The 25870-nt window shown below is 53.8% G+C and carries 23 protein-coding genes; 10 read left to right on the forward strand and 13 right to left on the reverse strand.

The features are described from left to right. Window positions 1–86 precede the first annotated feature (86 nt). The gene (locus GEAM_RS04855; protein ID WP_034789026.1) at window positions 87–986 is read right to left on the reverse strand and encodes an SDR family oxidoreductase; all 900 of its coding nucleotides are present in this window, start codon (window positions 984–986) and stop codon (window positions 87–89) included. 320 nt (window positions 987–1306) lie between these two features. Here GEAM_RS04855 and GEAM_RS04860 point away from each other — a divergent pair, with 320 nt between their 5' ends. Further along, window positions 1307–2218 (forward strand): dienelactone hydrolase family protein, encoded by a 912-nt coding sequence (locus GEAM_RS04860; RefSeq protein ID WP_084674053.1) that lies wholly within the window; start codon window positions 1307–1309, stop codon window positions 2216–2218. Between the two features lie 164 nt (window positions 2219–2382). Here GEAM_RS04860 and fghA read toward each other — a convergent pair whose 3' ends face one another. Genes fghA through ptrR form a run of 3 tightly spaced genes read right to left on the reverse strand, consistent with a single transcriptional unit; the run spans window position 2383 to window position 5352 of the window. After that, window positions 2383–3234 (reverse strand): S-formylglutathione hydrolase, encoded by an 852-nt coding sequence (gene fghA / locus GEAM_RS04865; protein WP_034789030.1) that lies wholly within the window; start codon window positions 3232–3234, stop codon window positions 2383–2385. A gap of 12 nt (window positions 3235–3246) precedes the next feature. Further along, window positions 3247–4371, reverse strand: coding sequence for an S-(hydroxymethyl)glutathione dehydrogenase/class III alcohol dehydrogenase (locus tag GEAM_RS04870; protein ID WP_034789033.1), 1125 nt, complete (start codon window positions 4369–4371; stop codon window positions 3247–3249). Window positions 4372–4428: 57 nt separating this feature from the next. Next, on the reverse strand, window positions 4429–5352 hold the full coding sequence (ptrR, locus tag GEAM_RS04875; protein ID WP_034789038.1) for a putrescine utilization regulator PtrR: 924 nt from the start codon (window positions 5350–5352) through the stop codon (window positions 4429–4431). A 237-nt stretch (window positions 5353–5589) separates the two neighbouring features. Between ptrR and GEAM_RS04880 the strand changes: the two genes are divergently transcribed. The 8 genes from GEAM_RS04880 to mglC all read left to right on the forward strand — a co-directional run bounded on the left by GEAM_RS04880 (window position 5590) and on the right by mglC (window position 15613). Continuing rightward, complete coding sequence (locus GEAM_RS04880; RefSeq protein ID WP_034789043.1) at window positions 5590–6741, forward strand: YbfB/YjiJ family MFS transporter; 1152 nt, start codon at window positions 5590–5592, stop codon at window positions 6739–6741. A gap of 383 nt (window positions 6742–7124) precedes the next feature. Then, window positions 7125–8066 carry an omptin family outer membrane protease gene (locus GEAM_RS04885; RefSeq protein WP_034789046.1) on the forward strand — a complete coding sequence of 314 codons (942 nt, stop codon included), beginning with the start codon at window positions 7125–7127 and terminating at the stop codon, window positions 8064–8066. 210 nt (window positions 8067–8276) lie between these two features. Beyond that, window positions 8277–8942, forward strand: a complete 666-nt coding sequence (folE, locus tag GEAM_RS04890; RefSeq protein WP_034789049.1) for a GTP cyclohydrolase I FolE — start codon at window positions 8277–8279, stop codon at window positions 8940–8942. Window positions 8943–9080: 138 nt separating this feature from the next. Continuing rightward, a complete protein-coding gene (gene yeiB, locus GEAM_RS04895; protein WP_034789052.1) occupies window positions 9081–10238 on the forward strand; it encodes a DUF418 domain-containing protein YeiB in 1158 nt (385 codons plus the stop codon). 294 nt (window positions 10239–10532) lie between these two features. Beyond that, complete coding sequence (galS, locus tag GEAM_RS04900; protein ID WP_034789053.1) at window positions 10533–11579, forward strand: HTH-type transcriptional regulator GalS; 1047 nt, start codon at window positions 10533–10535, stop codon at window positions 11577–11579. A gap of 254 nt (window positions 11580–11833) precedes the next feature. Continuing rightward, window positions 11834–12832, forward strand: coding sequence for a galactose/glucose ABC transporter substrate-binding protein MglB (mglB, locus tag GEAM_RS04905; protein ID WP_034789054.1), 999 nt, complete (start codon window positions 11834–11836; stop codon window positions 12830–12832). Between the two features lie 201 nt (window positions 12833–13033). Beyond that, window positions 13034–14584: a galactose/methyl galactoside ABC transporter ATP-binding protein MglA gene (gene mglA, locus GEAM_RS04910; protein ID WP_034789055.1), complete on the forward strand. Its 1551-nt coding sequence runs from the start codon at window positions 13034–13036 to the stop codon at window positions 14582–14584. An 18-nt stretch (window positions 14585–14602) separates the two neighbouring features. Then, a complete protein-coding gene (mglC, locus tag GEAM_RS04915; protein WP_034789056.1) occupies window positions 14603–15613 on the forward strand; it encodes a galactose/methyl galactoside ABC transporter permease MglC in 1011 nt (336 codons plus the stop codon). 80 nt (window positions 15614–15693) lie between these two features. Here the strand turns inward: mglC and sanA are convergent, their stop codons facing one another. From sanA to GEAM_RS04955, 8 genes are all read right to left on the reverse strand, one after another. Next, on the reverse strand, window positions 15694–16632 hold the full coding sequence (gene sanA, locus GEAM_RS04920) for an outer membrane permeability protein SanA (protein WP_034789059.1): 939 nt from the start codon (window positions 16630–16632) through the stop codon (window positions 15694–15696). Between the two features lie 285 nt (window positions 16633–16917). Further along, window positions 16918–18615, reverse strand: coding sequence for an NAD-dependent malic enzyme (locus GEAM_RS04925; protein WP_034789064.1), 1698 nt, complete (start codon window positions 18613–18615; stop codon window positions 16918–16920). A gap of 285 nt (window positions 18616–18900) precedes the next feature. Beyond that, complete coding sequence (gene cdd / locus GEAM_RS04930; protein WP_034789069.1) at window positions 18901–19785, reverse strand: cytidine deaminase; 885 nt, start codon at window positions 19783–19785, stop codon at window positions 18901–18903. Window positions 19786–20033: 248 nt separating this feature from the next. Continuing rightward, on the reverse strand, window positions 20034–20702 hold the full coding sequence (gene artM / locus GEAM_RS04935; RefSeq protein ID WP_034789071.1) for an arginine ABC transporter permease ArtM: 669 nt from the start codon (window positions 20700–20702) through the stop codon (window positions 20034–20036). Further along, window positions 20702–21418, reverse strand: coding sequence for an arginine ABC transporter permease ArtQ (gene artQ, locus GEAM_RS04940; protein ID WP_034789074.1), 717 nt, complete (start codon window positions 21416–21418; stop codon window positions 20702–20704). The genes artM and artQ overlap by 1 nt, the downstream gene beginning before the upstream one ends. A gap of 12 nt (window positions 21419–21430) precedes the next feature. Further along, entirely contained in the window at window positions 21431–22162 is a 732-nt protein-coding gene (gene artJ / locus GEAM_RS04945) for an arginine ABC transporter substrate-binding protein (RefSeq protein WP_034789076.1), read from the reverse strand. 20 nt (window positions 22163–22182) lie between these two features. Continuing rightward, entirely contained in the window at window positions 22183–22911 is a 729-nt protein-coding gene (gene artP / locus GEAM_RS04950; RefSeq protein WP_051899415.1) for an arginine ABC transporter ATP-binding protein ArtP, read from the reverse strand. A gap of 190 nt (window positions 22912–23101) precedes the next feature. Continuing rightward, window positions 23102–23677, reverse strand: a complete 576-nt coding sequence (locus GEAM_RS04955) for a lipoprotein (protein WP_034789081.1) — start codon at window positions 23675–23677, stop codon at window positions 23102–23104. Between the two features lie 214 nt (window positions 23678–23891). Between GEAM_RS04955 and GEAM_RS04960 the strand changes: the two genes are divergently transcribed. Next, window positions 23892–24737 (forward strand): N-acetylmuramoyl-L-alanine amidase, encoded by an 846-nt coding sequence (locus tag GEAM_RS04960; protein ID WP_034789335.1) that lies wholly within the window; start codon window positions 23892–23894, stop codon window positions 24735–24737. Between the two features lie 22 nt (window positions 24738–24759). Here GEAM_RS04960 and GEAM_RS04965 read toward each other — a convergent pair whose 3' ends face one another. Further along, window positions 24760–25794 (reverse strand): NAD-dependent epimerase/dehydratase family protein, encoded by a 1035-nt coding sequence (locus GEAM_RS04965; protein WP_034789084.1) that lies wholly within the window; start codon window positions 25792–25794, stop codon window positions 24760–24762. Window positions 25795–25870: the final 76 nt, after the last annotated feature.

The following is a 25870-nucleotide window of genomic DNA, read 5'->3' on the forward strand; positions in this document are numbered from 1 at the left end:
TTAAAACGGTGTGGGCCGACGCCCACGGTTTTGAAGTTGAATTGAAATTTAAAAGGCGAATCTGGGTCGCCCAACCCATCACCCCATCAGCTGATCGGTTTCCCACCTGTCACTCCGATAACCTCCCCAGTAATGTAACTCGACTCCTGCGAGGCGAGGAAAACATAGCTTGGGGCCAGTTCGGCAGGCTGTCCGGCGCGTTTGAGTGGGGTGTCGGAACCGAAATCGGGGATATTCTCCTGAAGCTGCCCGCCGCTGACTTGCAGCACTGACCAGATAGGGCCGGGAGCCACGACGTTGACGCGAATACCTTTCTCGGCGACTTGCTTCGCCAAGCCTTGGCTGTAAGTGATGATGGCGCCCTTGGTTGAGGCGTAGTCGAGCAAGAACTCACTTGGCTGATAAGCCTGAATTGACGACGTGGTGATGATCGTCGAGCCAGCGGGCAGGTGCGGGATGGCGGCTTTGGTTATCCAGAACATAGCGAAGACGTTGGTTTCGAAGGTCTTTCTGAACTGTTCGCTGGTTAACTCAGTGATATCAGTGACTGCCACCTGCTTGCCTGCCACCAGTGCTAACACATCTAAACCACCCAGCTCGGAGCGGGCTTTCTCCACCAGACGCTTACAGAAATCTTCATTGCTGATATCACCGGGGATCAGCACGGCTTTACGCCCGGCTTCAATAATGTATTTCGCCACTTCTTCGGCATCGACCTGCTCTTCGGGCAGATAGGAGAGGGCGACGTCGGCCCCTTCTCGGGCGTAGGCAATCGCGGCGGCGCGGCCAATGCCGGAGTCGGCACCGGTAACCAAGGCTTTGCGGCCTTCGAGTCGACCTGAGCCACGATAAGTCTCTTCGCCGTGGTCGGGTTTTGGCTGCATCTTGGCATCAAGCCCCGGCGCAGGTTGCTTCTGCTTAGGGAAGCCGTCGCTGCTGTACTGCGTTACGGGGTTCTGCATGGTGTATTGATCGCGCTTACTCATATTCGTCCTCTCTTCACCGGTTGATGCATTAAACGTGCATGAACCATTAAGGCTAGTTGAGTGAGAGGGGATCACAACGTGGATTCGTCTGATTCAAACCTGAGCTGAAATCTGCTGAATGAAAAAGCAACAAAGCCGGTAAAAACGGCGAATTTACAGCCGGTTACAATGCGGGGTTGTTAATCAATGTTTAGCGCTTGACCCAATAATAACCCTCTCTTTATATAGTTGCGGGGCGTTATCTATCACCTGTTGCCTCAATATGCGGCGCAGAGTGCCAGCCGCGATCAGTGAAAATTATTGAGGTTATAGAGCCGCTTATGAGTCAATTCTTGCCGAATTTCGCCCCGCGTTTTTCTCTGGCGTGGCTGCCCGTCGCGGCGCTTTCTCTGGCGCTGGGCGGATGCTCAATGGCCAACGCCGGGCAGAACAGCGCGGAACCACCACTCGATGCGCGGCTTAATGAGCAGGTGGTGATGCTTCCGGCGCATATCGGCGATAGAACTGTGGAGCTGCAAACCACCATTTTCAAACCTGCCGGGCCGGGACCTTTCCCACTGGTAGTGCTCAATCACGGTAAAAACCCCGGCAAGGCCCGTGACCAAAAACGTTCAAGACACCTGCGGGTAGCGGCGGCCTTAGTGGAGCGGGGTTATGTGGTTGCCATTCCAATGCGCGAAGGCTTTGCGGGTTCCGAGGGACGCTATCCTGATGACCACTGTGATATCTACAAACACGGCTTAGACGAAGCGCGAGACGTCGCGGCGGCGATTAATGAATTGGTGAAACTGCCTTATGTCGACAGAAAACGCATTGTGATTGCAGGGCAGTCGGACGGCGGCCTGACCACTATCGCGCTCGGCACCAAGCAGATCCCCGGCGTGCTGGGCTTGGTGAACTTCTCCGGCGGGCTGCGGGTGCGCACCTGTAGCGATTGGCCGCAGAGGCTGGTCGCCACTTACGCGGCCTACGGCAAGCAGGCTCGCTATCCGTCCCTGTGGTTCTATGGCGACAACGACCAGAACTGGCCGCAACCTATGCCGCAGCAGATGTTTTCGGCTTATCACAGTCACACTATTGGCGCGGCGCATGAGGCGAAAATGGTGGATATCGGCGTGTTCGGCAAAAATTCCCACGTGTTCTTTGACGCCAAAGACGGCGTGAAACTCTGGCTGCCGCAAGCCACGGTATTCTTCCACTCTCTTGGCCTGCCGTTTGAGCCTGTGAAGTGAAACAGTAATTAGAACGCATCCCGACCCTGCGCAGCCTCGATCTCACAACAAAAAAACGCAGGGTTCCAAGGGAGGCGCGTTTACGCCTCCCTTGGCCGGTGTGGGCCGACGCCCACGACCTTGACGTTGAACTTAAATAAAGCGGATTTGGACGCCTTCCAAACTCACCCGTGTAACCACTCGGCATGGAACCTCAGATGCTCCTCGATAAAGGTGGCAATCGTGAAGTAGCTGTGGTCGTAGCCGGGCTGGATGCGGATCTGCAACGGCCAGCCTTGCTGACGGGCTAGCTCGACCAATTTGGCTGGCTGAAGCTGATCGGCGAGGAACTGATCGTCATCACCCTGATCGATCAAGATCGGGAAGGGCTTCTGATCTTTAGGCAGCGTGTTCAGCAAATGGCAGCTGTCGTACTGCAACCATTGGCTCTCGTCATCGCCCAAATAGGTGCTGAAAGCTTTACGCCCCCAAGGCACCTGACAAGGGTTAACGATGGGCGCGAAAGCTGACACCGAGCGGAAACGCTGCGGGTTGCGCAGCGCTAACACCAACGCCCCGTGGCCGCCCATGGAGTGGCCGCAGATTGACTGTTTATCGCTGACGGAGAAGTGCCCGGCGATGATCTGCGGCAGCTCGTCGATAACATAGTCATACATGCGAAAGTGAGCGTCCCACGGCGCGCGAGTGGCGTTGAGGTAGAACCCCGCGCCTTGGCCCAAATCGTAATTTTCGTCATTGGGCACATCGTCGCCACGCGGGCTGGTGTCTGGCATCACCAGCACCAAGCCCAACTCAGCGGCAATGCGCTGCGCCCCGGCTTTCACCGTGAAGTTTTCATCATTGCAGGTCAAACCGGACAGCCAGTACAGCACCGGCGGCGGATTATCATCACGCGGCGGTGGCAGGTAAATGCTGAAGGTCATGCTGCAATTCAGGCTGCTGGAGGTGTGGCGGTAGCGCTGCTGCCAACCGCCAAACATTCGGTGTTCTTCGAGTAGTTCTATCGAGCTGCTCACCGTTAGGCTCCCTTATTTATTAAAGTGGATAACGGAACGAATGGACTTCCCTTCGTGCATTAAATCAAAAGCTTCGTTGATTTCATCCAGACCCATGGTGTGGGTGATGAAGTCATTCAAGGCAAATTCGCCGTCCAGATAGCGCTGCACAATGCCCGGCAGCTCGGTGCGGCCTTTGACGCCACCGAACGCAGAACCGCGCCATACGCGACCAGTAACTAACTGGAATGGACGAGTAGAAATCTCTGCCCCCGCCTCTGCGACGCCGATAATCACTGATTCGCCCCAGCCTTTGTGACAGCACTCAAGCGCTGAACGCATTACGTTGACGTTGCCGATACATTCAAAGGAGAAGTCCACGCCGCCGTCGGTCATTTCAACAATCACTTCTTGAATCGGCTTATCAAAATCCTTTGGATTGATCAGGTCGGTTGCACCGAGTTTGCGCGCCAAGTCGAATTTGCTGGTATTGAGGTCGATACCGATGATGCGGCCCGCGCCCGCCATCACGGCACCAATAATTGCCGACAGGCCGATGCCGCCGAGGCCAAAGATGGCTACGGTGTCGCCTTTCTTCACTTTGGCGGTGTTCATGACCGCGCCCATGCCGGTGGTGACGCCGCAACCCAGCAGGCAGACTTCTTCCAGCGGGGCTTCTTTGTTGATTTTAGCGAGGGAGATTTCAGGCACCACGGTGTATTCAGAGAAGGTGGAGGTGCCCATGTAATGGAAGATTGGCTTGCCGTCTTTGAAGAAACGGGTGGTGCCGTCTGGCATCAAACCTTTACCCTGCGTGGTGCGAATGGCCTGACACAGGTTGGTTTTGCCGGATTTACAGAACTTACACTCGCCACATTCCGGGGTATAAAGTGGGATCACGTGATCGCCCACCGCGACGGTGGTTACACCTTCGCCCACGGCCTCGACTACGCCAGCGCCTTCATGACCCAAAATCGCCGGGAATACGCCTTCAGGGTCCTTGCCGGACAGGGTGTAAGCATCGGTATGGCACACGCCAGTAGCAACGATGCGCACCAGAACCTCGCCTTTTTGTGGCGGCATTAAATCCACTTCTTCAATGGACAGTGGCTGGTTAGGGCCCCATGCAACGGCTGCGCGAGTTTTGATCATTTCCATGGTATTGCTCCTGTTTTATAAATTGTCGCCCTTGCGACAGCATTAATCACTGTGGGCTCATACTGCTGGCTGCTCTACTTCTTCGCCAGCAATGGGGTGTTTGAGTTGCGGCACGACGCCGCCGTTTTGCGCGATGATCAGCTCTTTGAGCGCGCGCACGTTAGGGGTGAAAGCGTCGCGGCGCCAGATAAGCCAGGTCGCGGTGTTGGCGAAACCGTCTTCGATTTCATGGGCTTGCACCCGCTCATGGCCCGGTAGCTGATCCAGCACGCTGCGCGGCACCATGGCAATGCCCGCGCCGCTGGCGACGCAGGCCACCATCGCGTGGTAGGACTGAATCTCCATAATATTGCCGACCGCTAGCCCGGTGTGTTTAATCCACGACTGCAAGCGCGTGCGATAAGAGCAGGTGGCGCGGAAGGCGAACACCGTGTGACCACTGCGCCCCGGCGGGGTGTCGAAAGGCGATTCCCCTTGCGGCGAGATAATGACCAGACGCTCACGAAACGCGATGCAGCCATTGATGTCGTCGTAATCAATCGGGCCATCAACCAGCGCGGCGGCCAGTTTGCCTTCGCGCACGCCATCAATGGTTTCTCCCGAGGTGGCGGTATTGAGCGACAGCGACACCTGAGGGTAAAGCTGGTGATAGGCCGCCAGCAGGCTCGGCAAGCGCGTGGCCGCCGTGCTCTCCATTGATCCCAGCGCAAAGCCCCCTGCAGGCTCGCCGGCGTGGGTGATGCTCATCGCTTCATCGCTCAGAGCCAGAATGCGCTGGGCGTAATTAAGGAAGTTATGGCCCATCGCCGACAGGCGAATTCGCTGCTTCTCGCGGATAAATAAGTCGCAGCCCAGCTCGATTTCAAGCTGGCGCAGGCGAGTGGTCAGGTTAGAGGGCACGCGGTGCAACTGCTCGGCAGCGCGCGCCAGCGAGCCGGTTTCCGCTACGCTGCAAAACATACGCAATTGTGTCAGGTCCATCGCACCCCTCTTGATGATGATCTGCCGAGTTGAATAACGCTCTCCGTGGATTAGTTCTCAAAGAGGAAACAACTTGGTCATTATTATTCACTTTTCGTGATTGTATCCTCAAGGCATGATGATCCACAACTTAGTTTTAACACCTAGGCACAAAAGAGGGTGTTTACTCGTTACAATTTCACTATGTTTGTTTGGTGTTGCGAAATTGTAAAAAACAATAAAACAGGGCGGATCGTTATGGCATTTCGTGTAGCACTCAGCGGTTTTTTGGCATTTGTCGTCGCCATGGGGATAGGCCGTTTCGCCTTTACGCCTCAGGTGCCATTAATGATAGCTGAACATCAGTTCACGCTAACTGGCGCAGGCTTGGTCGCGGCATTTAATTACTTGGGCTACCTGTGCGGAGCCTATGACGCCATGAAGGCCAGTCGGCACCTTGAGCGCCGTCTGTGGCTTGGGCTGTGGGGCGCGGTGGCGCTGACGCTGCTTTCGGCGGCGGTCACGGGTGAAGTCTTCCACAGCGTTATTCGCTTTATGATTGGCTGGACCAGCGGCTGGGCGATGGTGCTGGTATCGGCATGGTGTAATGAGCGGCTGCATCACTTTGGCCGTCCGGCGCTGGGTGCGGCAGTCTTTGCCGGGCCGGGGGCAGGCATCTTCCTCAGTGGCATCTTGGCGGTGGTCATTCACAGCCTGCAACTTAGCTCGGCTCAGGCTTGGGCGGTGTATGGCGTACTGGCGTTTGTGTTTATCGCGCTGATTAGCATCAATCTGCCGCGCACTGGTGAGCTGCATCGTGCTCACGTGGCGACCGAGCCGCTGAAGATGACGCCGACGCTAAAACGTTTGGTGTGGAGCTACAGTCTGGCGGGGTTCGGCTATATTCTGCCCGCCACCTTCCTGTCGCAGATGGCCAGCGCGCGTTTCCCTGAGAGCCTGTTTGCTCAGTTCGTCTGGCCGGTGTTCGGCGGTGCGGCGGTGATTGGGATTATCATCGGCATTCTGACCCGTCACTGCCTGACCACCCATACTCGTCTGGCACTCACCCTGTGGGCGCAGGGGCTGGGAATTCTCTCTGCCGAAGTGATCCCCGGCGTCAGCGGGCTGGTGATGGGTGCCGTGCTGGTGGGCGGCGGCTTCCTGAGCGTGGTGCAACTTAGCCTGCAATATGGTCGCGAATTAGCGCCGAACCACAGCCGTTATCTGGCGGGGTTGCTGACCACGGGTTACGCCGTAGGCCAGCTGTGCGGGCCGATCCTGTCCGCTATCTCGACCGCGCTGACTCACCGCCTTGAGCCTGCGCTGTATGTTGCGCTGGTGGGCTTTATTATTGCCGGTGCCTTAGTGGTTGGGCGTCCGGGGCAGCAAGTGGCCAGCGCCAAAGCATAAAATACATTTACACGGGGAATATTTATTTATTAGATATTCCCCGTGACTATATAATTAAATCCATCACAAGTAATTTATAAATAATCAGATATAAAATATGTTAGGAGTATATTTATATTAACTTTCCATTACTCTACATTTTTAGTGTTCACCAGTTATTCCTGCTTTAGATAAAGCGCGTGCGCTCATCCCTTGAAGTAAAACACTTTTAAATTACTTGCATACCATCAGTTTCACTGAGTGGGACTGAAGTCATAGGCTATTGAGTTGTTTTCTTGCACATATATAGTGAGCGGAAACCGCAAGGTTTTAATAATCGGAAATTACTATTGAGATGAATTAATAAAATAGTTATTTAATTTATCTAATGCAAGGAGCAAACAATGAAAAAGGTCACTTATTTTACTGCCGCTATTTTGTCTTCGGCTGCTGCCCCTTCTATGGCACTAGCGGAAAGCGAGATTGATTGTTTCACACCGGAGAAGGTCACCCTTGGGCTTTCATTAGGCCAATTGCAAGGTGAAGCCAAAGAGCGGGTATATGAGCCAAAAGAGGGCGATCGTAAGGTCAGCCAGCTAAATTGGAAATATAACAATGCTGCCATTCTCAAAGCTGACTTGGCGTGGGATTTATTGCCGTGGGCCTCGCTCGGGTTTAATGGTTGGACGACCTTAGCTTCTGCCGGTGCGGCAATGGATGATTATGATTGGCAGGATATTTCTCAATCAAAGTGGACTGAATGGTCAACGCATCCTGAGACCAGACTGAATTATGCCAACGAATTTGATATCAATATGAAAGCTTGGTTGTTGAATGAAGATCAATACCGTGTAGGGGTATTGGCCGGTTATCAACAAAGCTCATTTAGTTGGTTGGCGAAAGGGGGCAGTTACAGCTATAGCAATGGTACCGAAATCGGTAACTTCCCTCGTGGGCAGCCCGGCATTGCGTATATGCAGAAATTTAAACTGCCTTATATCGGCTTATCTGCCCGATATAAATATGAAAAATTCGAAACTAATCTGCTGTTTAAATACAGTGATTGGGTTGATACCACGACCAATGATGAACATTATGCTCGCGGAGTGACATTCAAAGATGACGTCAATAATTCCCGCTATTATGCCGTGGTGGCGGATGTCGGCTATTACTTTACGCCACAGGCAAAAGTCTACTTGGAAGGTAGCTGGAACCAGTATCAAGAGAAGCGTGGCTCGTTGAGTTATAACAGTCCGTCCGAAGGCGTATACGAAAAAGAGAATGATGCTGGCAGCATTGAAAACGAGTTTTACACCGTGACGATGGGGATGAAATACAGTTTCTAATCCTCAGACTGTCCGGTTTCCCCTGTGGAAGCCGGACTTGAGCCAACTTCCTGCACTATTGTGCCCAAGATTGATAACTTGCGGCTATTTCACTCATCATGAGACACAATCACTGGATTATGAATCCGCACTCCACTACAGTAAGCCACCTCATTTTGGTGTGATCTGCGTCAACTTGACGACACTTGCGGGACCTGCTGGAGAATAACTATGTCAACTTTGAGTAAAGAAGCCATTCTGGTGCACGAGGCATTACTGGCCCGTGGTCTGGAAACCCCACTGCGTGAGCCTCTGCCAATCGATAACGAAACGCGTAAACAGCGAATCAAAGAGCATATGACCGGCATCATGCAGCTGCTCAATCTTGACCTTGCAGACGACAGTCTGGCCGAAACGCCACACCGCATCGCCAAAATGTATGTCGATGAGATCTTCTCCGGTCTGGATTACGCCAACTTCCCGAAAATCACCGTCATCGAAAATAAGATGAAAGTCGATGAGATGGTGACAGTGCGTGATATCACCCTGACCAGCACCTGCGAGCACCACTTTGTGACCATCGACGGCAAAGCCACCGTGGCTTATATCCCGAAAGACAAAGTGATCGGCTTGTCGAAAATCAATCGCATCGTTCAGTTCTTCTCCCAGCGCCCGCAGGTTCAAGAACGCCTGACTCAGCAAGTGCTGCTGGCTCTGCAAACGCTGCTCGGCACCAACAACGTGGCGGTGTCGATTGACGCTGTTCACTACTGTGTGAAAGCACGCGGCATTCGCGATGCCACCAGTGCGACCACCACCACCTCACTCGGCGGGCTGTTCAAGTCGAGCCAGAATACGCGCCAAGAGTTCCTGCGCACGGTGAGACACGCCAGCTAATCGCGTTTTTTCTCACAGTCGAAAAGCAGTCGAAAGCTTTAAGTTGCGGCACCTTTTAGGTGCCGTTAATCTATCTGGCATACTCATTTTCCTATGCCACCGACTTTGCAGCCCACTTTAATGACAAAACCTTCAGGAATGCGTCCGCGCATTGCCACTCTCGATTTTGCCCGTGGCATCGCCATCCTTGGCATTTTACTGCTCAATATCAGCGCTTTTGGTTTGCCGAAGGCGGCCTATCTCAATCCGGCCTTTAACGGCCAGCCGTCGAGCAGCGACGCTTGGACATGGGCGGTGTTGGACCTAGTGGCGCAGGGCAAATTCCTGATGATGTTTGCCATTTTGTTTGGCGGCGGCCTCTACCTGCTGCTGCCTCGCGGTAAGCATTGGATTCAGGCGCGGCTGTCACTGTTACTGCTTTGCGGCTTGTTACATGCGGCGTTCTTTTGGGATGGCGACATCCTGCTCTCCTACGGTTTGATTGGTCTGGTGTGCTGGCGGCTGGTCAGGGAAGGGCGCAGCAGCCAGTCGTTGATCAATACCGGTATCATGCTCTATCTGATTGGCGTCGCGGTGCTGCTGATGCTCGGGTTTATCAGCAATCCACAGCCCGGCAGCTTCTGGTTGCCCGGCCCGGCGCAGCTGCAATATGAGCAATATTGGAAGTTGAAGGGCGGGCTGGAAGCTATCACTAACCGGCTGGACCTGCTGTCATCCAGCCTGATTGCCATTGCCGTGCAGTACGGCTGGGAGTTGGCGGGCGCGATGCTATTGGGAGCCGGGCTGATGCGCAGCGGCTGGCTGCGCGGGGGATATAGCCTGCGCCACTACCGCCATCTTGCGGCGCTACTGTTACCGCTTTCATGGCTGATTCAAATCCCGGCCATCACCATGCAGTGGCAGTTGCAGTGGGACTATCGCTGGAGCGGCTTTTTGCTTCAGGCCCCGCGTGAAGTGGGCAGCCTGATACAGGCGGTGGGCTATTTGTCACTCTGTTATGGCTTCTGGCCGCTGCTGTCTCGCCTGCGTTTGGCGCACTGGATCTCTCAAATTGGCCGCATGGCGCTCACCAACTACCTGTTACAAACTCTGGTTTGCACCACCTTCTTCAACGTTTTTGGCTTCTATCAGCACTTCGACCGCCTACAGCTGGTGGCGCTGGTGCCTGTCGTTTGGGCCATCAACCTGCTGGTGACCTTAGTCTGGCTGTGTTATTTCAAGCAGGGACCGATGGAGTGGATATGGCGCAAACTGACGGTCCGCGCTTCGGGCGTTGAGGAGAAAAGCCTGAGTTGATATTCACACAAATGATAAATATGAGAGAAACGTTGCAAAATTGTATGTAAACGTTTTCTTTCCTGTGACGAGATTCACGCAGGTGTTTTCGCAAAATGTTTAGGATATCGCTCGTGCAGCGTTAGCCGATAAAAACAGGAAACACCATGATCACTGTACTGCCGACTTTTTTCACCTCTTTGTTCTCCACCTGGGCACGAACTTTTGCATTCCCTCCTTATTGTTTTCAATCAGTTAACTCAATAAACCTGCCAACGCAGGCGCAGCCTTCATTGCCAGCATCTGGAGCGACCCATGGTCACCATTCGTGATGTGGCGAAGCTGGCCGGTGTGTCAGTGGCGACCGTTTCCCGCGTTTTAAACAACCCCGCCATCGCCAGTAAAGAGGCGCGTGAGTTGGTGTTACACGCCGTGGCTGCGTTGGGTTATAGACCGAATGCTAACGCGCAGGCGCTGGCCACCCAAAGCAGTGACACCATCGGCGTGGTGGTGATGGACGTCTCCGATCCTTTCTTTGGCGCGCTAGTGAAAGCGGTAGATACCGTAGCGCAGCGCCACCAAAAATATGTGCTGATTGGCAACAGCTATCACGAGGCGGAGAAAGAGCGCCACGCGATAGAAGTGCTGATCCGCCAGCGCTGTAACGCCTTGGTTGTACACGCAAAAGCGCTGGACGACGACGAGCTTTCTCACTTCCTCAATCAGGTGCCGGGCATGGTGCTGATTAACCGGGTGATCCCCGGCTATGAGCATCGCTGCGTGTCGCTCAACAATGTCACCGGGGCTGAAATGGCGACCCGACTGCTGCTGTCGCAGGGGCATCAGCGCATCGGATACATCGGTTCTAACCACGGGATTGAAGATGATTTGCAGCGCCAGCAGGGCTATTTGACAGCAATGACGCAGGGCACGTCAGTCTCAATGACGCAGACACGTCAGCCGCCGCCAGAAAGCTGGCGCGCGCAGGGCTCACCTGACCTGCAAGGTGGCGAAGCGGCGATGGTTGAGCTGTTGGGGCGCAACCTCCAGCTGAGCGCGGTGTTCGCCTATAACGACTCAATGGCCGCGGGCGCGCTGGCGGTGCTGAAGGAGAATGGCATCAGCGTGCCGCAGGATTTCTCACTGGTCGGCTTCGACGATATTCCTATTGCGCGCTACACCAGTCCGAAGCTCACCACCGTGCGCTATCCCATTGTTTCCATGGCGACATTAGCCACTGAGTTGGCTCTGAAAGGGGCTGCCAACCAGCTTGAAACCGGCGTGTCTCACTGTTTTATGCCGACCTTGGTCAGACGCCATTCGGTGGCACCTTGGCAAAATGTGGCACCGGTCACTTATTGACTAATTAGCGCCGTGTAACCGTTTTCAATCTGTGAGAACTTTCACAGTTTATTAACATTGACGCCATTATGATTCATTCGTTTTCGACATGATTCATTTTGTGTCCTTGTTACAGGACAGGTTTTCACAGCGAGTCAGGAAGTCATACGTCAAGGAAGGCAGGCACCGTTTCATTGTTGAGGCGCGGACGCACTGCTCCCGCAGGATTGCCGGTGCCACACTCTGTACCACCCTACACAAAACCGGAGATATAAATGAATAAGAAGGTCTTCACCCTGGCTACTCTGGCTGCAAGCATGATGTTTGGCGCTGCTGCTCATGCTGCTGATACCCGTATCGGTGTCACCGTTTATAAATATGATGACAACTTCATGTCCGAAGTTCGCAAAGCCATTCAGGAAGATGCGAAACAAGCTCCAAACATCCAACTGCTGATGAATGACTCGCAAAACAGTCAATCAACGCAAAACGATCAGGTTGACGTCATGGTTGCAAAAGGCGTGAAAGCGCTGGCCATCAACTTGGTTGACCCAGCTGCGGCCCCGGTCATTATTGCTAAAGCCAAAGGTGCTGGCATTCCGGTGGTGTTCTACAACAAAGAGCCATCACGCAAAGATTTGGACAGCTACGACAAAGCCTATTATGTCGGTACTGACTCTAAAGAGTCTGGCGTGATTCAAGGCGAGTTGATTGCTAAACACTGGAAAGCGACTCCAGCTTGGGACCTGAACAAAGACGGCGTGATCCAATACGTGCTGCTGAAAGGCGAGCCGGGCCACCCTGACGCAGAAGCGCGTACCAAGTATGTGGTGAGCACGCTGAATGATAAAGAAGGTCTGAAAACTCAACAATTGCAGCTCGATACAGCAATGTGGGATACCGCTCAGGCTAAAGACAAAATGGACGCGTGGTTATCTGGCCCGAACGCTAACAAAATCGAAGTGGTTATCGCCAACAACGATGCGATGGCAATGGGTGCTGTAGAAGCGCTGAAAGCTCATAACAAAACCAGCATTCCTGTGTTCGGCGTTGACGCCTTGCCAGAAGCTCTGGCTCTGGTGAAATCTGGCGCAATGGCCGGTACCGTGCTGAACGATGCTAAAAATCAGGCTCAGGCGACATTCGATCTGGCGAAGAATCTGGCTGACGGCAAACCTGCCGCCGACGGCACTAAATGGAAAGTTGAAAACAAAGTGGTACGTATTCCTTACGTAGCGGTAGACCAATCTAACTTGGCTGACTTTACTAAATAATCCAAAGATTACGGACAGACGAGTAAATAGCTAAATATATAGCTAAGCAGTGGCATTAATAAGCAGTGAAGTAATATCACGTTAATACCTGCATAACAGGAAGTGATGTCTTTATACCGCCGGTCTATTACTGACCGGCGGTATTCATGACGTCAGGTATTAATATAATCAGTTTCTCTTAATATTTAGCCAGGTATAACTATGGCCGATATTCCTAAGCCTGACATCACGCAGACTGACGCTGCTGCCCCGCAGCCGCGCGAGTTTCTGCTGGAAATGAGCAATGTTAATAAATCATTTCCCGGCGTTAAGGCATTAGATAATGTGAATTTGAAAGTTCGACCGCACTCTATTCACGCGCTAATGGGCGAGAATGGGGCGGGTAAATCCACCTTATTGAAATGTCTTTTTGGCATCTACAGCAAAGATTCCGGCACCATTCTTTTCCAAGGTCAGGAAGTTAATTTTAAAAGTTCTAAAGAGGCGCTTGAGCAGGGCGTGTCGATGGTTCACCAAGAGTTGAATCTGGTGTTGCAGCGCACGGTCATGGACAACATGTGGCTGGGCCGCTACCCAACCAAAGGCTTCTTTGTTGACCAAGAGAAAATGCTCAAAGACACGCAGGCTATCTTCGATGAGCTAGATATTGATATCGACCCGCGTGAGAAAGTCGCCAAGCTTTCCGTTTCCCAGATGCAGATGATTGAGATTGCTAAAGCTTTCTCCTATAACGCGAAAATCGTGATTATGGATGAGCCAACCTCGTCTCTGACTGAGAAAGAGGTGAATCATCTGTTCACCATTATCCGCAAGCTGAAAGACCGTGGCTGCGGCATCGTCTACATCTCTCACAAGATGGAAGAGATTTTCCAGCTGTGCGACGAGATAACCATTTTGCGCGACGGCCAGTGGATCATGACCCAGTCACTGGAAGGTCTCGACATGGATAAAATCATCTCCATGATGGTAGGGCGTTCACTGAGTCAGCGTTTCCCAGACCGTCAGAATGTGCCGGGAGAGGTCATTCTGGAAGTCCGTAACCTGACCTCGCTGCGCCAGCCTTCAATCCGCGATATCTCCTTTGATTTGCACAAAGGGGAGATTCTGGGCATTGCCGGTCTGGTCGGGGCGAAGCGTACCGATATTGTCGAAACCCTGTTTGGTATCCGCGAAAAAGTCGCCGGAACCATCAAGTTGCATGGTAAGAAAATTAATAATCACAGCGCCAACGAAGCCATTAATCACGGCTTTGCCTTGGTGACTGAAGAGCGCCGTTCCACCGGTATTTATGCTTATCTCGATATCGGTTTTAACTCACTGATTTCAAATATTCGTAATTACAAAAACAAGATTGGCCTGTTGGATGTCAACCGGATGAAAAGCGATACCCAGTGGGTTATCGACTCCATGCGGGTGAAAACGCCGGGGCATCGCACCAGCATTGGTTCGCTGTCTGGGGGCAATCAGCAGAAAGTCATTATTGGGCGCTGGTTATTAACTCAGCCGGAAATATTAATGCTTGATGAACCTACGCGCGGTATTGACGTCGGGGCCAAGTTTGAAATTTACCAGTTAATTACCGAGCTGGCGAAAAAAGAGAAGGGGATCATTATTATCTCCTCCGAAATGCCAGAGCTGTTGGGAATTACAGACAGAATATTGGTTATGAGCAATGGGCAGGTTGCGGGTATTGTGGAAACAAAAAATACTTCGCAGAATGAAATTTTACGCCTTGCATCCTTGCACCTCTAATTTTTAAGGGTTCTTATTATGAAAGCATTAAATAAGAAAAGTATGCTCACTTATTTAAAAGAGGGCGGGATTTACGTTGTGTTGCTGGTGTTACTGGCAATTATCATTATTCAGGACCCGACCTTCCTCAGTCTGGTCAACTTAAGCAATATTTTAACCCAGTCTTCAGTGCGCGTAATTATCGCCCTCGGCGTGGCCGGGCTGATTGTGACTCAGGGTACTGACCTGTCAGCCGGTCGTCAGGTCGGTTTGGCGGCGGTAGTTGCGGCAACTCTGTTGCAGGCAATGGACAACGTTAACAAGGTGTTCCCGCATCTTGAAGTCGTGCCTATTCCAGTGGTTATTCTGACCGTGTGTGTGATTGGCGCGCTGATTGGTTTGGTGAACGGTATCATCATCGCCTACCTCAACGTGACGCCATTTATCACCACCTTGGGTACCATGATCATCGTCTACGGGATTAACTCACTCTATTACGACTATGTGGGTTCCTCTCCAGTGGCCGGTTTTGACCCAGGATTCTCCAGCTTCGCACAGGGCTTTATCCAACTGGGCGGCCTGAAGATCTCCTACATCACCTTCTACGCGTTGATTGCCATTGGCTTCGTTTGGATCCTGTGGAACAAAACTCGCTTTGGTAAAAACATCTTTGCCATCGGCGGTAACCCAGAAGCCGCCAAGGTTTCCGGCGTCAACGTACCGTTAAACCTGATCATGATTTATGCGCTGTCCGGCGTGTTCTATGCCTTCGGCGGCTTGTTGGAAGCAGGGCGCATCGGCAGTGCCACCAACAACCTCGGCTTTATGTATGAGCTGGACGCCATCGCGGCCTGCGTGGTGGGCGGGGTATCCTTCGCCGGTGGCGTGGGTTCAGTGGCGGGCGTGGTTACGGGCGTGCTTATCTTCACCGTGATCAACTACGGCCTGACCTATATCGGCGTGAACCCTTACTGGCAGTACATTATTAAAGGTTCGATTATTATCTTCGCGGTGGCGCTGGATTCACTGAAGTACGCCAAGAAGAAATAAGGCTGGGAAGCAGGAAGAACCAACAACTAAAAAATCAGCAGTAACAACAAGGGCGCTTCGGCGCCCTTGTTATTTTAGGGTCAGTGAGATTCCCGAGACTGCGAGAACGGATTGCGGCCCGGAACCATCGGGCGCGCAGGCGGTGGCGGCGGTGCGGCGTCATCTACGCTCTGCTCTTCGGCGTCGTTGGCTTCTTGCTCGGCTTTGAGTCTGGCAGCTTCATCGGCTGCCGCTTTGTCAGCCGCGGCTTTCTCTGCGGCGGCTTTCTGTTGGGCCGCTTTCTCTTCTGCCGCTTTCTTCTCTTCGGCCAATTTCTGTTGCAGGACCAGCAGCTGCTCCGGCGTGACGGCAGGGTAGCCCTGTGCGTCATCCGGGATGTGATGGACGGCTGGAATTGGGATTAGCGGGCCAAGGAAGCGCGGCTCGCGTTTCAGAATATAGAGGTCAGTCAGCGCGCCAAGGCGGGCGAAGATTTCACGCACGCGCACGGTCATGATGTCTTTCGGCGACGGCACGGCGAAGCACTGGGCCTGAATCCCCATGTGCAGCGCAATATACAGGGCGCGCTCGCAGTGGAAACGCTGGGTGATTATCAGGAAATCATTGGTGTCGAACACCTTGCGGGTGCGCACGATAGAGTCCAGCGTGCGGAAACCGGCGTAGTCGAGCACGATATCGCTGGCCGGGATGCCTGCTGCCATCAGGTCACGGCGCATGGTCATCGGCTCGTTGTAGCTCTGCTGGGCATTGTCGCCGCTCAACAGCAGGTATTTGACCTTGCCGCTGTTATAGGCGTTGATAGCCCCCTGAATGCGGTAGAGATAATACTGATTGGGCACGCCGGTGCGGTAATACTTGGCCGTGCCGAGCACCACACCGACCTGACGATGCGGCAACTCCTGCACTTCGTCATAGACATAATCTTTGGTTTTCCAGCTGATCCACCGGTCAAGCCCAATAGCGACAACCAACATCAAGACTATGATGCTGATGAAGCCTACTATTAGTCGCTTAATCATAAACTCGTCATCCTTCAGGTTGCAGCGGCCTTAGCGGCTAACGCTATGCTCTATCGCTTCCCTGAGTCGCTGCTGGAAATCAGGAATTCAAGGCTACTTGACCAATCGACACCATGCAATAAGCACGGCTCCGTATCTCGGGGCTTCGCGGAATATTTCAGCAACATTGCTGTAATTACTTCGCGCGGTGGAAGCTGCATTCCAATTTTGTCACCAAACGGCATAAAAAAAGGGCCAGTGCAGAAGCTGCATGGCCCGATGTTTTATGGCGTTAGTCCGCGAAAATTAGAACGACGTGCGTTTGTAATCGCGGTACTGCGGTGCCCAGAAATTGTGTTCGATGGCTTTTGACAGCGCATCTTCAGAGGTCACCATCGCCACGCCTTGCAACTGCGCGGCTTTACCCACTTCCATGGCGATGCATTTAGACACGCCCTGAATGTCATTGACGTCTGGCAGCAGGGAGCCCACGCCATCCGTCGCCAGCGGTGAACACTCGGCCAGCGCGCGGCTCGCGGCCATCAGCATCTCATCAGTCACGCGGGTTGCACCCGATGCCACGACGCCCAAGCCGATGCCCGGGAAGATGTACGAGTTGTTGCACTGGGCGATTGGGTAGACTTTCTCTTTGTAAGTCACCGGAGAGAACGGGCTGCCGGTCGCGACCAGCGCGTTGCCGTCGGTCCAAGTGATGATATCCACCGGCTGGGCTTCCACGCGAGAAGTCGGGTTGCTCAGTGGCATCACGATTGGGCGTTCGCAGTGCTTATGCATCTCGCGGATAAGCTCCTCGGTGAACAAGCCCGGCTGGCCGGAAACGCCAATCAGCACGGTCGGTTTCGCATGGCGAACCACGTCCAGCAGGGAGATACTGTCGTTATCCAAGCCCCAATCGGAGAGATCGGCGCTTTTTTGCGTCAGCTTGCTCTGGAAATCTAACAGGTTTGGCAGTTTGTCGGTCAGCAGGCCGAAACGGTCAACCATGAAGATGCGCGCGCGGGCTTCTTCGTCGCTCAGACCTTCTGCTTTCATACCGGCGATGATCTGCTCGGCGATACCACAACCGGCAGAACCTGCACCCAAGAAGGTGACAGTTTGGTCGCGCAGGCGGCAACCTGCGGCTTTACTGGCGGCAATCAGGCTGCCGAGCGTTACTGACGCGGTGCCTTGAATGTCATCATTGAAGCAACAAAGCTCGTCGCGGTAGCGCGTCAGCAGCGGCATGGCGTTTTTCTGCGCGAAGTCTTCAAACTGCAACAGCACGTTCGGCCAGCGCACTTTTACGGCTTCAATGAACATGTTAACGAATTCGTAGTATTCGTCGCCGGTGATACGCGGATGGCGCCAGCCCATGTACAGCGGGTCATTCAGCAGCTGCGGGTTGTTAGTGCCCACGTCGAGAACCACTGGCAGGGTGTAAGCTGGGCTAATGCCGCCACAGGCGGTGTACAGCGACAGTTTACCAATCGGAATGCCCATGCCGCCGATGCCCTGATCGCCAAGGCCGAGGATACGTTCGCCGTCAGTCACCACCACCACTTTTACGTGCTGTTTGGTGGCGTTCTGCAACATATCGTCGATGTGAGCGCGGTTCGGGTAGGAGATAAACAGGCCGCGGGCGCGACGGTAGATATCAGAGAAATGCTCGCAGGCTTCGCCAACGGTTGGGGTGTAAATCACCGGCATCATTTCACTGAGGTGGGAGTCGATCAGGCGGTAAAACAGGGTTTCGTTGGTGTCCTGAATGTTGCGCAGATAAATGTGTTTATCGATATCGCTTTTGAAGTCTTGAAACTGGCGGTAAGCACGTTCGGCTTGTTCTTCTATGGTTTCAACGGCTTCCGGCAGCAGTCCATGCAAGTTAAAGTTGTTGCGTTCTTCTTCTGTGAAGGCACTACCTTTATTCAGCAGCGGGAATTCAAGCAGGATTGGGCCAGCATGTGGAATATACAGCGGGCGTTTACTCTCGTATTCAAGTTCCATTGATTTTACTCTTCGGCTATCGGAGCGGGTTGCTGTTTTCTTATTATTTACTATCTCAGGGAGCTGATCCTAAAAGATAAAGTAAATATGTACAGTATTTGTTATCAGCCTATGACGAAAGGCAGAGGAAATGTGATTTGTGTCCTATTTCTGCACAGAAGGGTAACAACGGAAAATAACTATTTCAAATGCCAGACGGGGAAAGGGAATTAGGTAACTAAAAAAAGTGATTTCCGACGACAGATATTGGATTTAACAGCCGTCGTCGGGGGAACAAATAACAATTTACAGCGTAATTGCGCTTAATTCTTGGCAGCCCAAAGCGGCGAGGGTTGCGCGGGTGGCATCGTGCTGGCTGACCAGCGGCTGGTGGCGTTCGACAATCACCGCCCGGCGGATTTTCAGACAATCTTCACCCGACAGATTAAGCAAAATCAGCGCCCCTTGCAGCGGTGGCAGGCTCGGGTTGAACGCAGCGTTCTCCGCATAGCGCCCGGCGAAAATCTTGCCATTTTCCGTTTCCAGCGCGACGCCGCTGTGTGACTGGCTATAAGGTGCGTGGCTCTGGTTACAAGCATCCAAAGCCTGCTGGCTGAGGGCATCTTGCTCTGCAATCTGGTAGCCGTGATTGACCTTGTCCATCAGCAGCGTGGTGATATCCAAGTCTTTCGGGCCGAAGGAGTAAGGCAGGTAATCGCCCAAGGTCGCGACATCGCGGTCCGGCAGATGAATATTCAACTCGGTTCCGCTGTTCAGCTCATTCATAAACTGACGGCAGTGGCCGCACGGCGTGTAGTTGACGGTAATTGACGCCAGTTTGGCTTCTCCGCGCAGCCACGCGTGAGTCACCGCAGACTGCTCGGCGTGTACGGTTTGCTGCATTGAAGCTCCGCTGAACTCCATATTGGCACCAAAGTACAAATTGCCTGAAACACCCCGCGCTACGGCACCCACGTGGAAATGGGAGATAGGCGTCAGGGAGCAGGCGGCGGCCAGCGGCAGCAGTGAAAACGCCAATGCATCATCATCCAGCCCCGTTTGCGCTTTAACGTTCGCGACCTGTTCGGCTGTCAACATGGCCGGGAAGTCGTCACGGCTGAGCAACGGTTCGAGTGCGGTCTGAAGAGTGGCGGGCAGTGTGGCGAATGCGTCGAGGAAACGAGAATGCATGAGTGTGATCCTTCAGGATTTACGGGAAATCATTCTATGAGTCTTTGTGGGATTATTGTGTGACGAGAATCACTATTTTTATGAAATGAGGTGATGTTGTTGCAGTAATGCGAGATATCTCGCAAGTTTCGGCGATGCCCGCGTGGAATTGCATTGCATTCGGCAATAAAAAAAACGACCCGAAGGTCGCTTTTTCAATTTGGCAGCAATGTGCAGCAATCACGCTTGGGTTGCTGCTTACTTAAAGCTTAGTTGCGGCGCTCAAAGGCCAACGCGCGGCGCTCGATCAGACGCATCATCAGCGTCAGCAAGCCGTTCACACACAGATAAACCAGACCCGCCGCGCCAAACACCATCACATCATAGGTCCGGCCATACATTAATTGGCTGTGGCCCATCACGTCCATCAGGGTAATGGTGTACGCCAGCGAGGTACTTTTAAACACCAACACCACTTCGTTCGAATAGGACGAAAGGGCACGTTTAAAGGCAAACGGCAGCAGGATGCGCAGCGACTGTTTCTTCGACATGCCCAACGCTTCGCAAGATTGCCACTGACCCGACGGGATAGCGCGCACCGCACCGGCAAACAGCTGAGTTGTATAAGCCGCGCTGTTCAGCGCCAGCGCAACCATGGCGCATAGCCAAGGCTGAGACAGCAAGTCCCACAACCACGGAATTTCGCGAATCGAAGGGAACTGGCCCGGCCCGTAATAGATAAGGAAGATCTGCACCAGCAGCGGCGTGCCGGTGAACAGCGTGATGTAACCTTTCACTATTTGGCTGAGTACCGGCACCTTGAGTGTCAGCACCACGGTGAAAATCAGCGCCAGCAGCAGGGCGACGATCAGCGCCGCAATGGTCAGAGTCAGGCTGGTGTGCAGCCCTTTGACAACTTCGGGTAAGTAATCCCACATCAGGAAGCACTCCGTTCAAAGCGGGTGGTACGGAGTTCGATGCGTTTGATAACAAACTGGCTGAACAGGGTCACGAGCAGATAAATCGCGGCGGCAATCATGTACCAAGTGAAAGGTTCCTGAGTCCGGGTCGCGATGCTTTTGGTTTGCAGCATCAGGTCATTAACACTGATCAGCGACACCAGCGCGGTATCTTTCAACAGCACCAGCCACTGGTTGCTCAAGCCCGGAAGGGCGTGACGCCACATTTGCGGCATGATTAAGCGGAAGAAAATCGCCGCTTTCTTCATACCCAGCACTTGGCCTGACTCCCACTGGCCTTGCGGCACGGCCTTCAGCGCGCCGCGCAGAGTCTGCGAAGCATAGGCCGAATAGAGCAGGGAGAGGGCGATGACGCCGCAGACGAAGGGGCTGACTTCGAAGTTATCAATCGGCAACTTCACCGGAATCTGGAATAGGCCCAAATTGATGTTGAAGCCGTCGGCCAGCACCACTAACAGCTGCGATGAGCCGAAATAGATAAACAGCACCACCAGAATTTCCGGTAGGCCGCGCAGAATAGTCACCCACGCCGTACCCAGCCAGCTGACGGGTTTCCACGGCGCAGATTCCCACACCGCAAAAATCATCGCTAAAAACAGGCCGAGGACCAGCGCACAAACGGCAAGGCCGACGGTCATCCCGGCGGCGCTTGCTAGAGGTAGAAGTTCAGTCATTGATGGCAAAACTTACTGTTGGAACCATTTTGAATACAGAGTCTGGTAAGTGCCGTCAGCCTTCACTTTTGCCAGTCCGTCATTCAGTTTCTTCAGCAAGTCAGTGTTGTTCTGGCGAACCGCGATGCCCAGACCAATGCCGAAGTAGTCTTTGTCAGTGATTTTTTCGCCGACGGAAGAGAGGTTCGGGTTCTGTTTCAGCCACTCATTGACCACGGCGGTGTCGCCGAATACGGCGTCAAGACGACCATTTTTCAGATCCAGCACGGCGTTCTGATAGCTGTCGTAAGGCACGGCGGTGATCTCAGGGTGTTTTTCCATCAGGTATTTCTGGTGGGTACTGCCGTTTTGCATGCCAACACGTTTGCCTTTCAGCGCAGCGAGATCAGCGAACTTGCCTTTCTCAGCGATGAACAGCGCGGAGTTTTCATAGTAAGGCGTGGTGAAAGCGACCTGCTTTTCACGCTCTGGGGTGATGTCCATGCCGGAGATAACCGCGTCAAAACGGCGGAATTTCAGGCTTGGGATCAGGCTGTCGAAGGCCTGATTGGTGAAGGTACAGTCAGCCTGAATCTCTTTACAAACGGCATTCGCCAAGTCGACGTCAAAGCCCTGAATCTTGTTGCCGGAGTCCACAAATTCGAACGGAGGATAAGAGGCTTCCATCGCGAAACGAATGGTGTCCGCTGCGCTGGCAGACAGACTGACGCTCGCCAAAACAGCAGCAATTAATAATTTTTTCATCGCAAACTCCGTAGTAAACATCAATGAGACAGATAGCTGGCAAACTCTTTGGTTTGCGGCTGGGTAAAGCAGGTGGCATCGCCTTGTTCAACGACGCGACCGTTTTCCATGTAAACCACGCGGCTGGCGGTCTTACGCGCGACTTCCACTTCGTGGGTCACGATAACCTGAGTAATGCCGGTACCGGCCAGTTCGCGAATAATGCTGACGATTTGCGCGGTGATTTCTGGATCAAGCGCGGCGGTAGGTTCGTCGAACAGCAAAACCTGCGGCTCCATCATCAGGGCGCGGGCGATGGCGACGCGCTGCTGTTGACCGCCTGAAAGATGCAGCGGGAAACGTGACGCATAGTCAGTTAAGCGCAGGCGGGTCAGCAGCTTTTCAGCCCGTTTCATGGCGACATCTTTGCTTAAACCCAATACACGCATCGGCGCTTCAAGCAGGTTGTCGAGCACCGTGCGGTGCGGCCATAAATTGTATTGTTGGAAAACCATTCCGACGTTTTGGCGCAGTTCACGCACCGCTTTTTCGTCTGGTTTTTTGGTGAAATCGAAGGTGTTCCCGGCTATCTGCAACGTGCCTGAACGCGGCATTTCCAGCAAGTTTAACACGCGCAGAAGAGAACTTTTCCCGGCACCGCTTGGCCCGAGCAACACGAGGGTTTCTCCGGCAGGGCAGTCGAGCTGAATGTCGAACAACGCCTGATGTGCGCCGTAGAAGCAGTTGATGTTATTTAGTTGAATACTCATGCGCAAATAGTGAATAGCCATTGATGCCGCGGATGTTAACTTCTGTAGCATAGTTATGCAACGATCGCGGCTTAAAATTTATGAGTGAGGTGCTTTAGCTACAAAGCTTAGCACATCATATTGTTACGCCACTGTTAATGACGTAAAAGTCAGGCCCAGATCACTGAGCCTGGGGAGGGAGTTTGCAGGATTATTGATTTTCCAGAACCTGACGCAGGGTGCCGCTGGAGGCGAAGTCGAGGTCGGCCATGTAGCGCACGTCGTCGACGGTCCAGCATTGGCCTTCGCGCACCATCAACACTTCATCTTTCCAGGTTGATTTCGCGCCGTTGTCTTTGGCGTGGGTCATGGTGACGCGCAGCGGGATGTTGCGGGCGTCGGTATTCGGAATGGTGGAAGCGTCATCAACCGAGGCCGAGGTCGGGCCGTCGAACAGGCTGGAGAACACGTCACCGTCGCTGGCGCCCGGTTTTTCATTCGGCGTGGCGGCGATATCCACTTTACGTTCAGACTGCGCCTTGAGCAGCGCGTTATACAGGCCGGTGCTCAAGTAAGGGCGATATTCCGCCAACTGGCTGCTGTTCGGCAGGCCAGAACCGCCTTTTTGAATGCGTAAATCATAGAATTTCTGAGCGACGGTATCCGGGCCCCCGTCAACGCAAGGCGCGGTGCGGCTGCCAATATCCTTAAAAGCCGGGTCAACCGTAGTACAAGCGCTGAGGGTCAGCACCAGGGGGATCGCGGCGGCAAGTGTTTTATATTTCATCGTATTCCTTACTGAAAGATTGAACGTTTTCACCATGACTTTCTTTAGCATACAGTATAAAACCGATTTGGATTGATGCACTGTGCGGTGCGAAATCAACCTTAGCGCATGGGCTATACTCAAGACGTTGGCCGACGGCTGGCGAGTAAATGGACGAAAACTAATAAGGAATACTTATGCAACTCCTACTCACTGCTTCCTTCGATTGCTGCTTATGAAAGCGATATGGCGCACCGGCGGGGCGATGATCGCCGCCATCATGCTGCTGACCGGCTGCCAAAACTCGCCATCGGCAGAACAGAATTTACCCTATCGGCTAGAAAGCCAGCGACAGGCACAGGGTGCTGACCAGCGCGTGCGTTTTCTGGTGATCCACTACACTGCCGAAGATTTCCACAATGCATTAAATACGCTTACTGATGAGCACGTCAGCGCACATTATTTAATTCCTGCCCGGCCGCCGGTGGAAAATGGCAAACCGGTGGCGTGGCAGCTGGTGCCGGAGTCGCTGCGTGCATGGCACGCCGGGGCCAGCGGCTGGCGCGGGCGCACTAATCTCAATGACACTTCTATTGGCATTGAGCTGGAAAACAAGGGTTACAGCCGCCATCTGCTCGGCAAGCATTTTTACCCATTCCCGCCCGCGCAGATTGACCTGCTCGCCGACCTCAGCCAGCAAATTATCCAGCGTTACCAGATTGAGCCGCGCAACGTGGTGGGCCACAGCGACATCGCGCCGCTGCGCAAAGACGATCCGGGACCGCTGTTCCCATGGCATGAACTGGCCAAGCGCGGCATAGGCGCGTGGCCGGACGCCCAGCGAGTCAGGGATAATCTGGCAGGGCGCGATCCGCATCAGGCAGTGGATCAAGCCGGCTTGCTGGCGAAGCTTCAGCAGTACGGCTATCCGGTGACGCCAGAAATGAACCCAGCCCAGCAGCGGCGGGTGATTGCCGCTTTCCAGATACATTTCCGCCCGGCGGATTATCGCGGCGAAGCCGATGCCGAATCTGACGCCATTATCAGCGCGCTGCTTGAGCAATATCCGGCGGGGAATTAAGGGGAAGAATGATTGAGGGGCGTTAGTCGCGCTTGCTGCCGACGCTCTGCAAACCTTGCAGACGGCCATGGTCGCGCAGCCAGTTGGCGGTGCGGATAATGCCTTGGTCGAGGGAAATCGGCGGGCGATAGCCCAATTCATCCTGCGCGCGCTGGGTGTCGAGCGTCAGGTCGAAATTCAGCTTGGCGACGCTGTAGTGCGTCAACACCGGCTCTTTATGCGAGTTCTTGCTGATCTTCTCCATACCGCGCGCCATCATGTCCAGCAGCGGGTAGGGCACCGAGCGAATGCGGTATTTCATCTCCAGCGCGTCCATCAAATGCTCCACCATGGTGCGCAGCGGGCGAGGCTGCTGGTTGGTGATGTTGAAGGCGCGACCGGATTCGGTATTTTGGGTCTGCGTCGCCAGCCACATGGCGTGAACGGCGTTTTCCACGTAGGTCATATCCACCAGCGCTTCGCCACCGCGCGGCAACATCAGCGTGCCGCCGTACTTCAACATTTGCAGCAGGCGCGGCAGCAGCACATTGTCGTGCGGGCCGAACACCCCCTGCGGGCGCAAGATCGTAAAGTGAGTCTGTGGATTCGACAGCGCCAGCGTGGTGATCACCTGTTCCGCCGCCGCCTTGCTGCGCGCAAAGGAGTTGGCAAAACGGTTCGGGCGGAAATCTTCTTTTATATTGCGATGATGATGAAAGTCGAAGTAGATCGCAGGAGAGGAGAGGTGGACAAAATTCTCCACGCCATAGGCAGTAGCCCACTCACCAAGGCGGCGGGTGGCGCGCACGTTGGCCAGCTCGAACTCCTGCTCGCTGCCCCATGGGGAGATCATCCCCGAGCAGTGCCACAGGGTATCGACATCCGCCAGCAGCACTTTGGCCTGCGATGACACCAGGCTGGTGAGGTCCGCGTGAACGAACTCCGCGCCCATTTTTTGCAATAGCGGGCCCATGGCAGCGTTACGCCCCGTCGCTCTGACGCTAATGCCTTTGTTACGCAGAAATTCTACGGCATTGCGGCCTAAGCCGCTGCTGGCGCCTGTGACGAGTACTTTCATAAATAGGTCAATTCCAACGCTTTTTTACCGGGCTGAGGTTCAATCCCATACCCATGAGCAATAAGGGTGCCATTCT

Origin of the sequence: Ewingella americana ATCC 33852, assembly GCF_000735345.1 — a bacterium.
Lineage (GTDB): Bacteria > Pseudomonadota > Gammaproteobacteria > Enterobacterales > Enterobacteriaceae > Ewingella > Ewingella americana.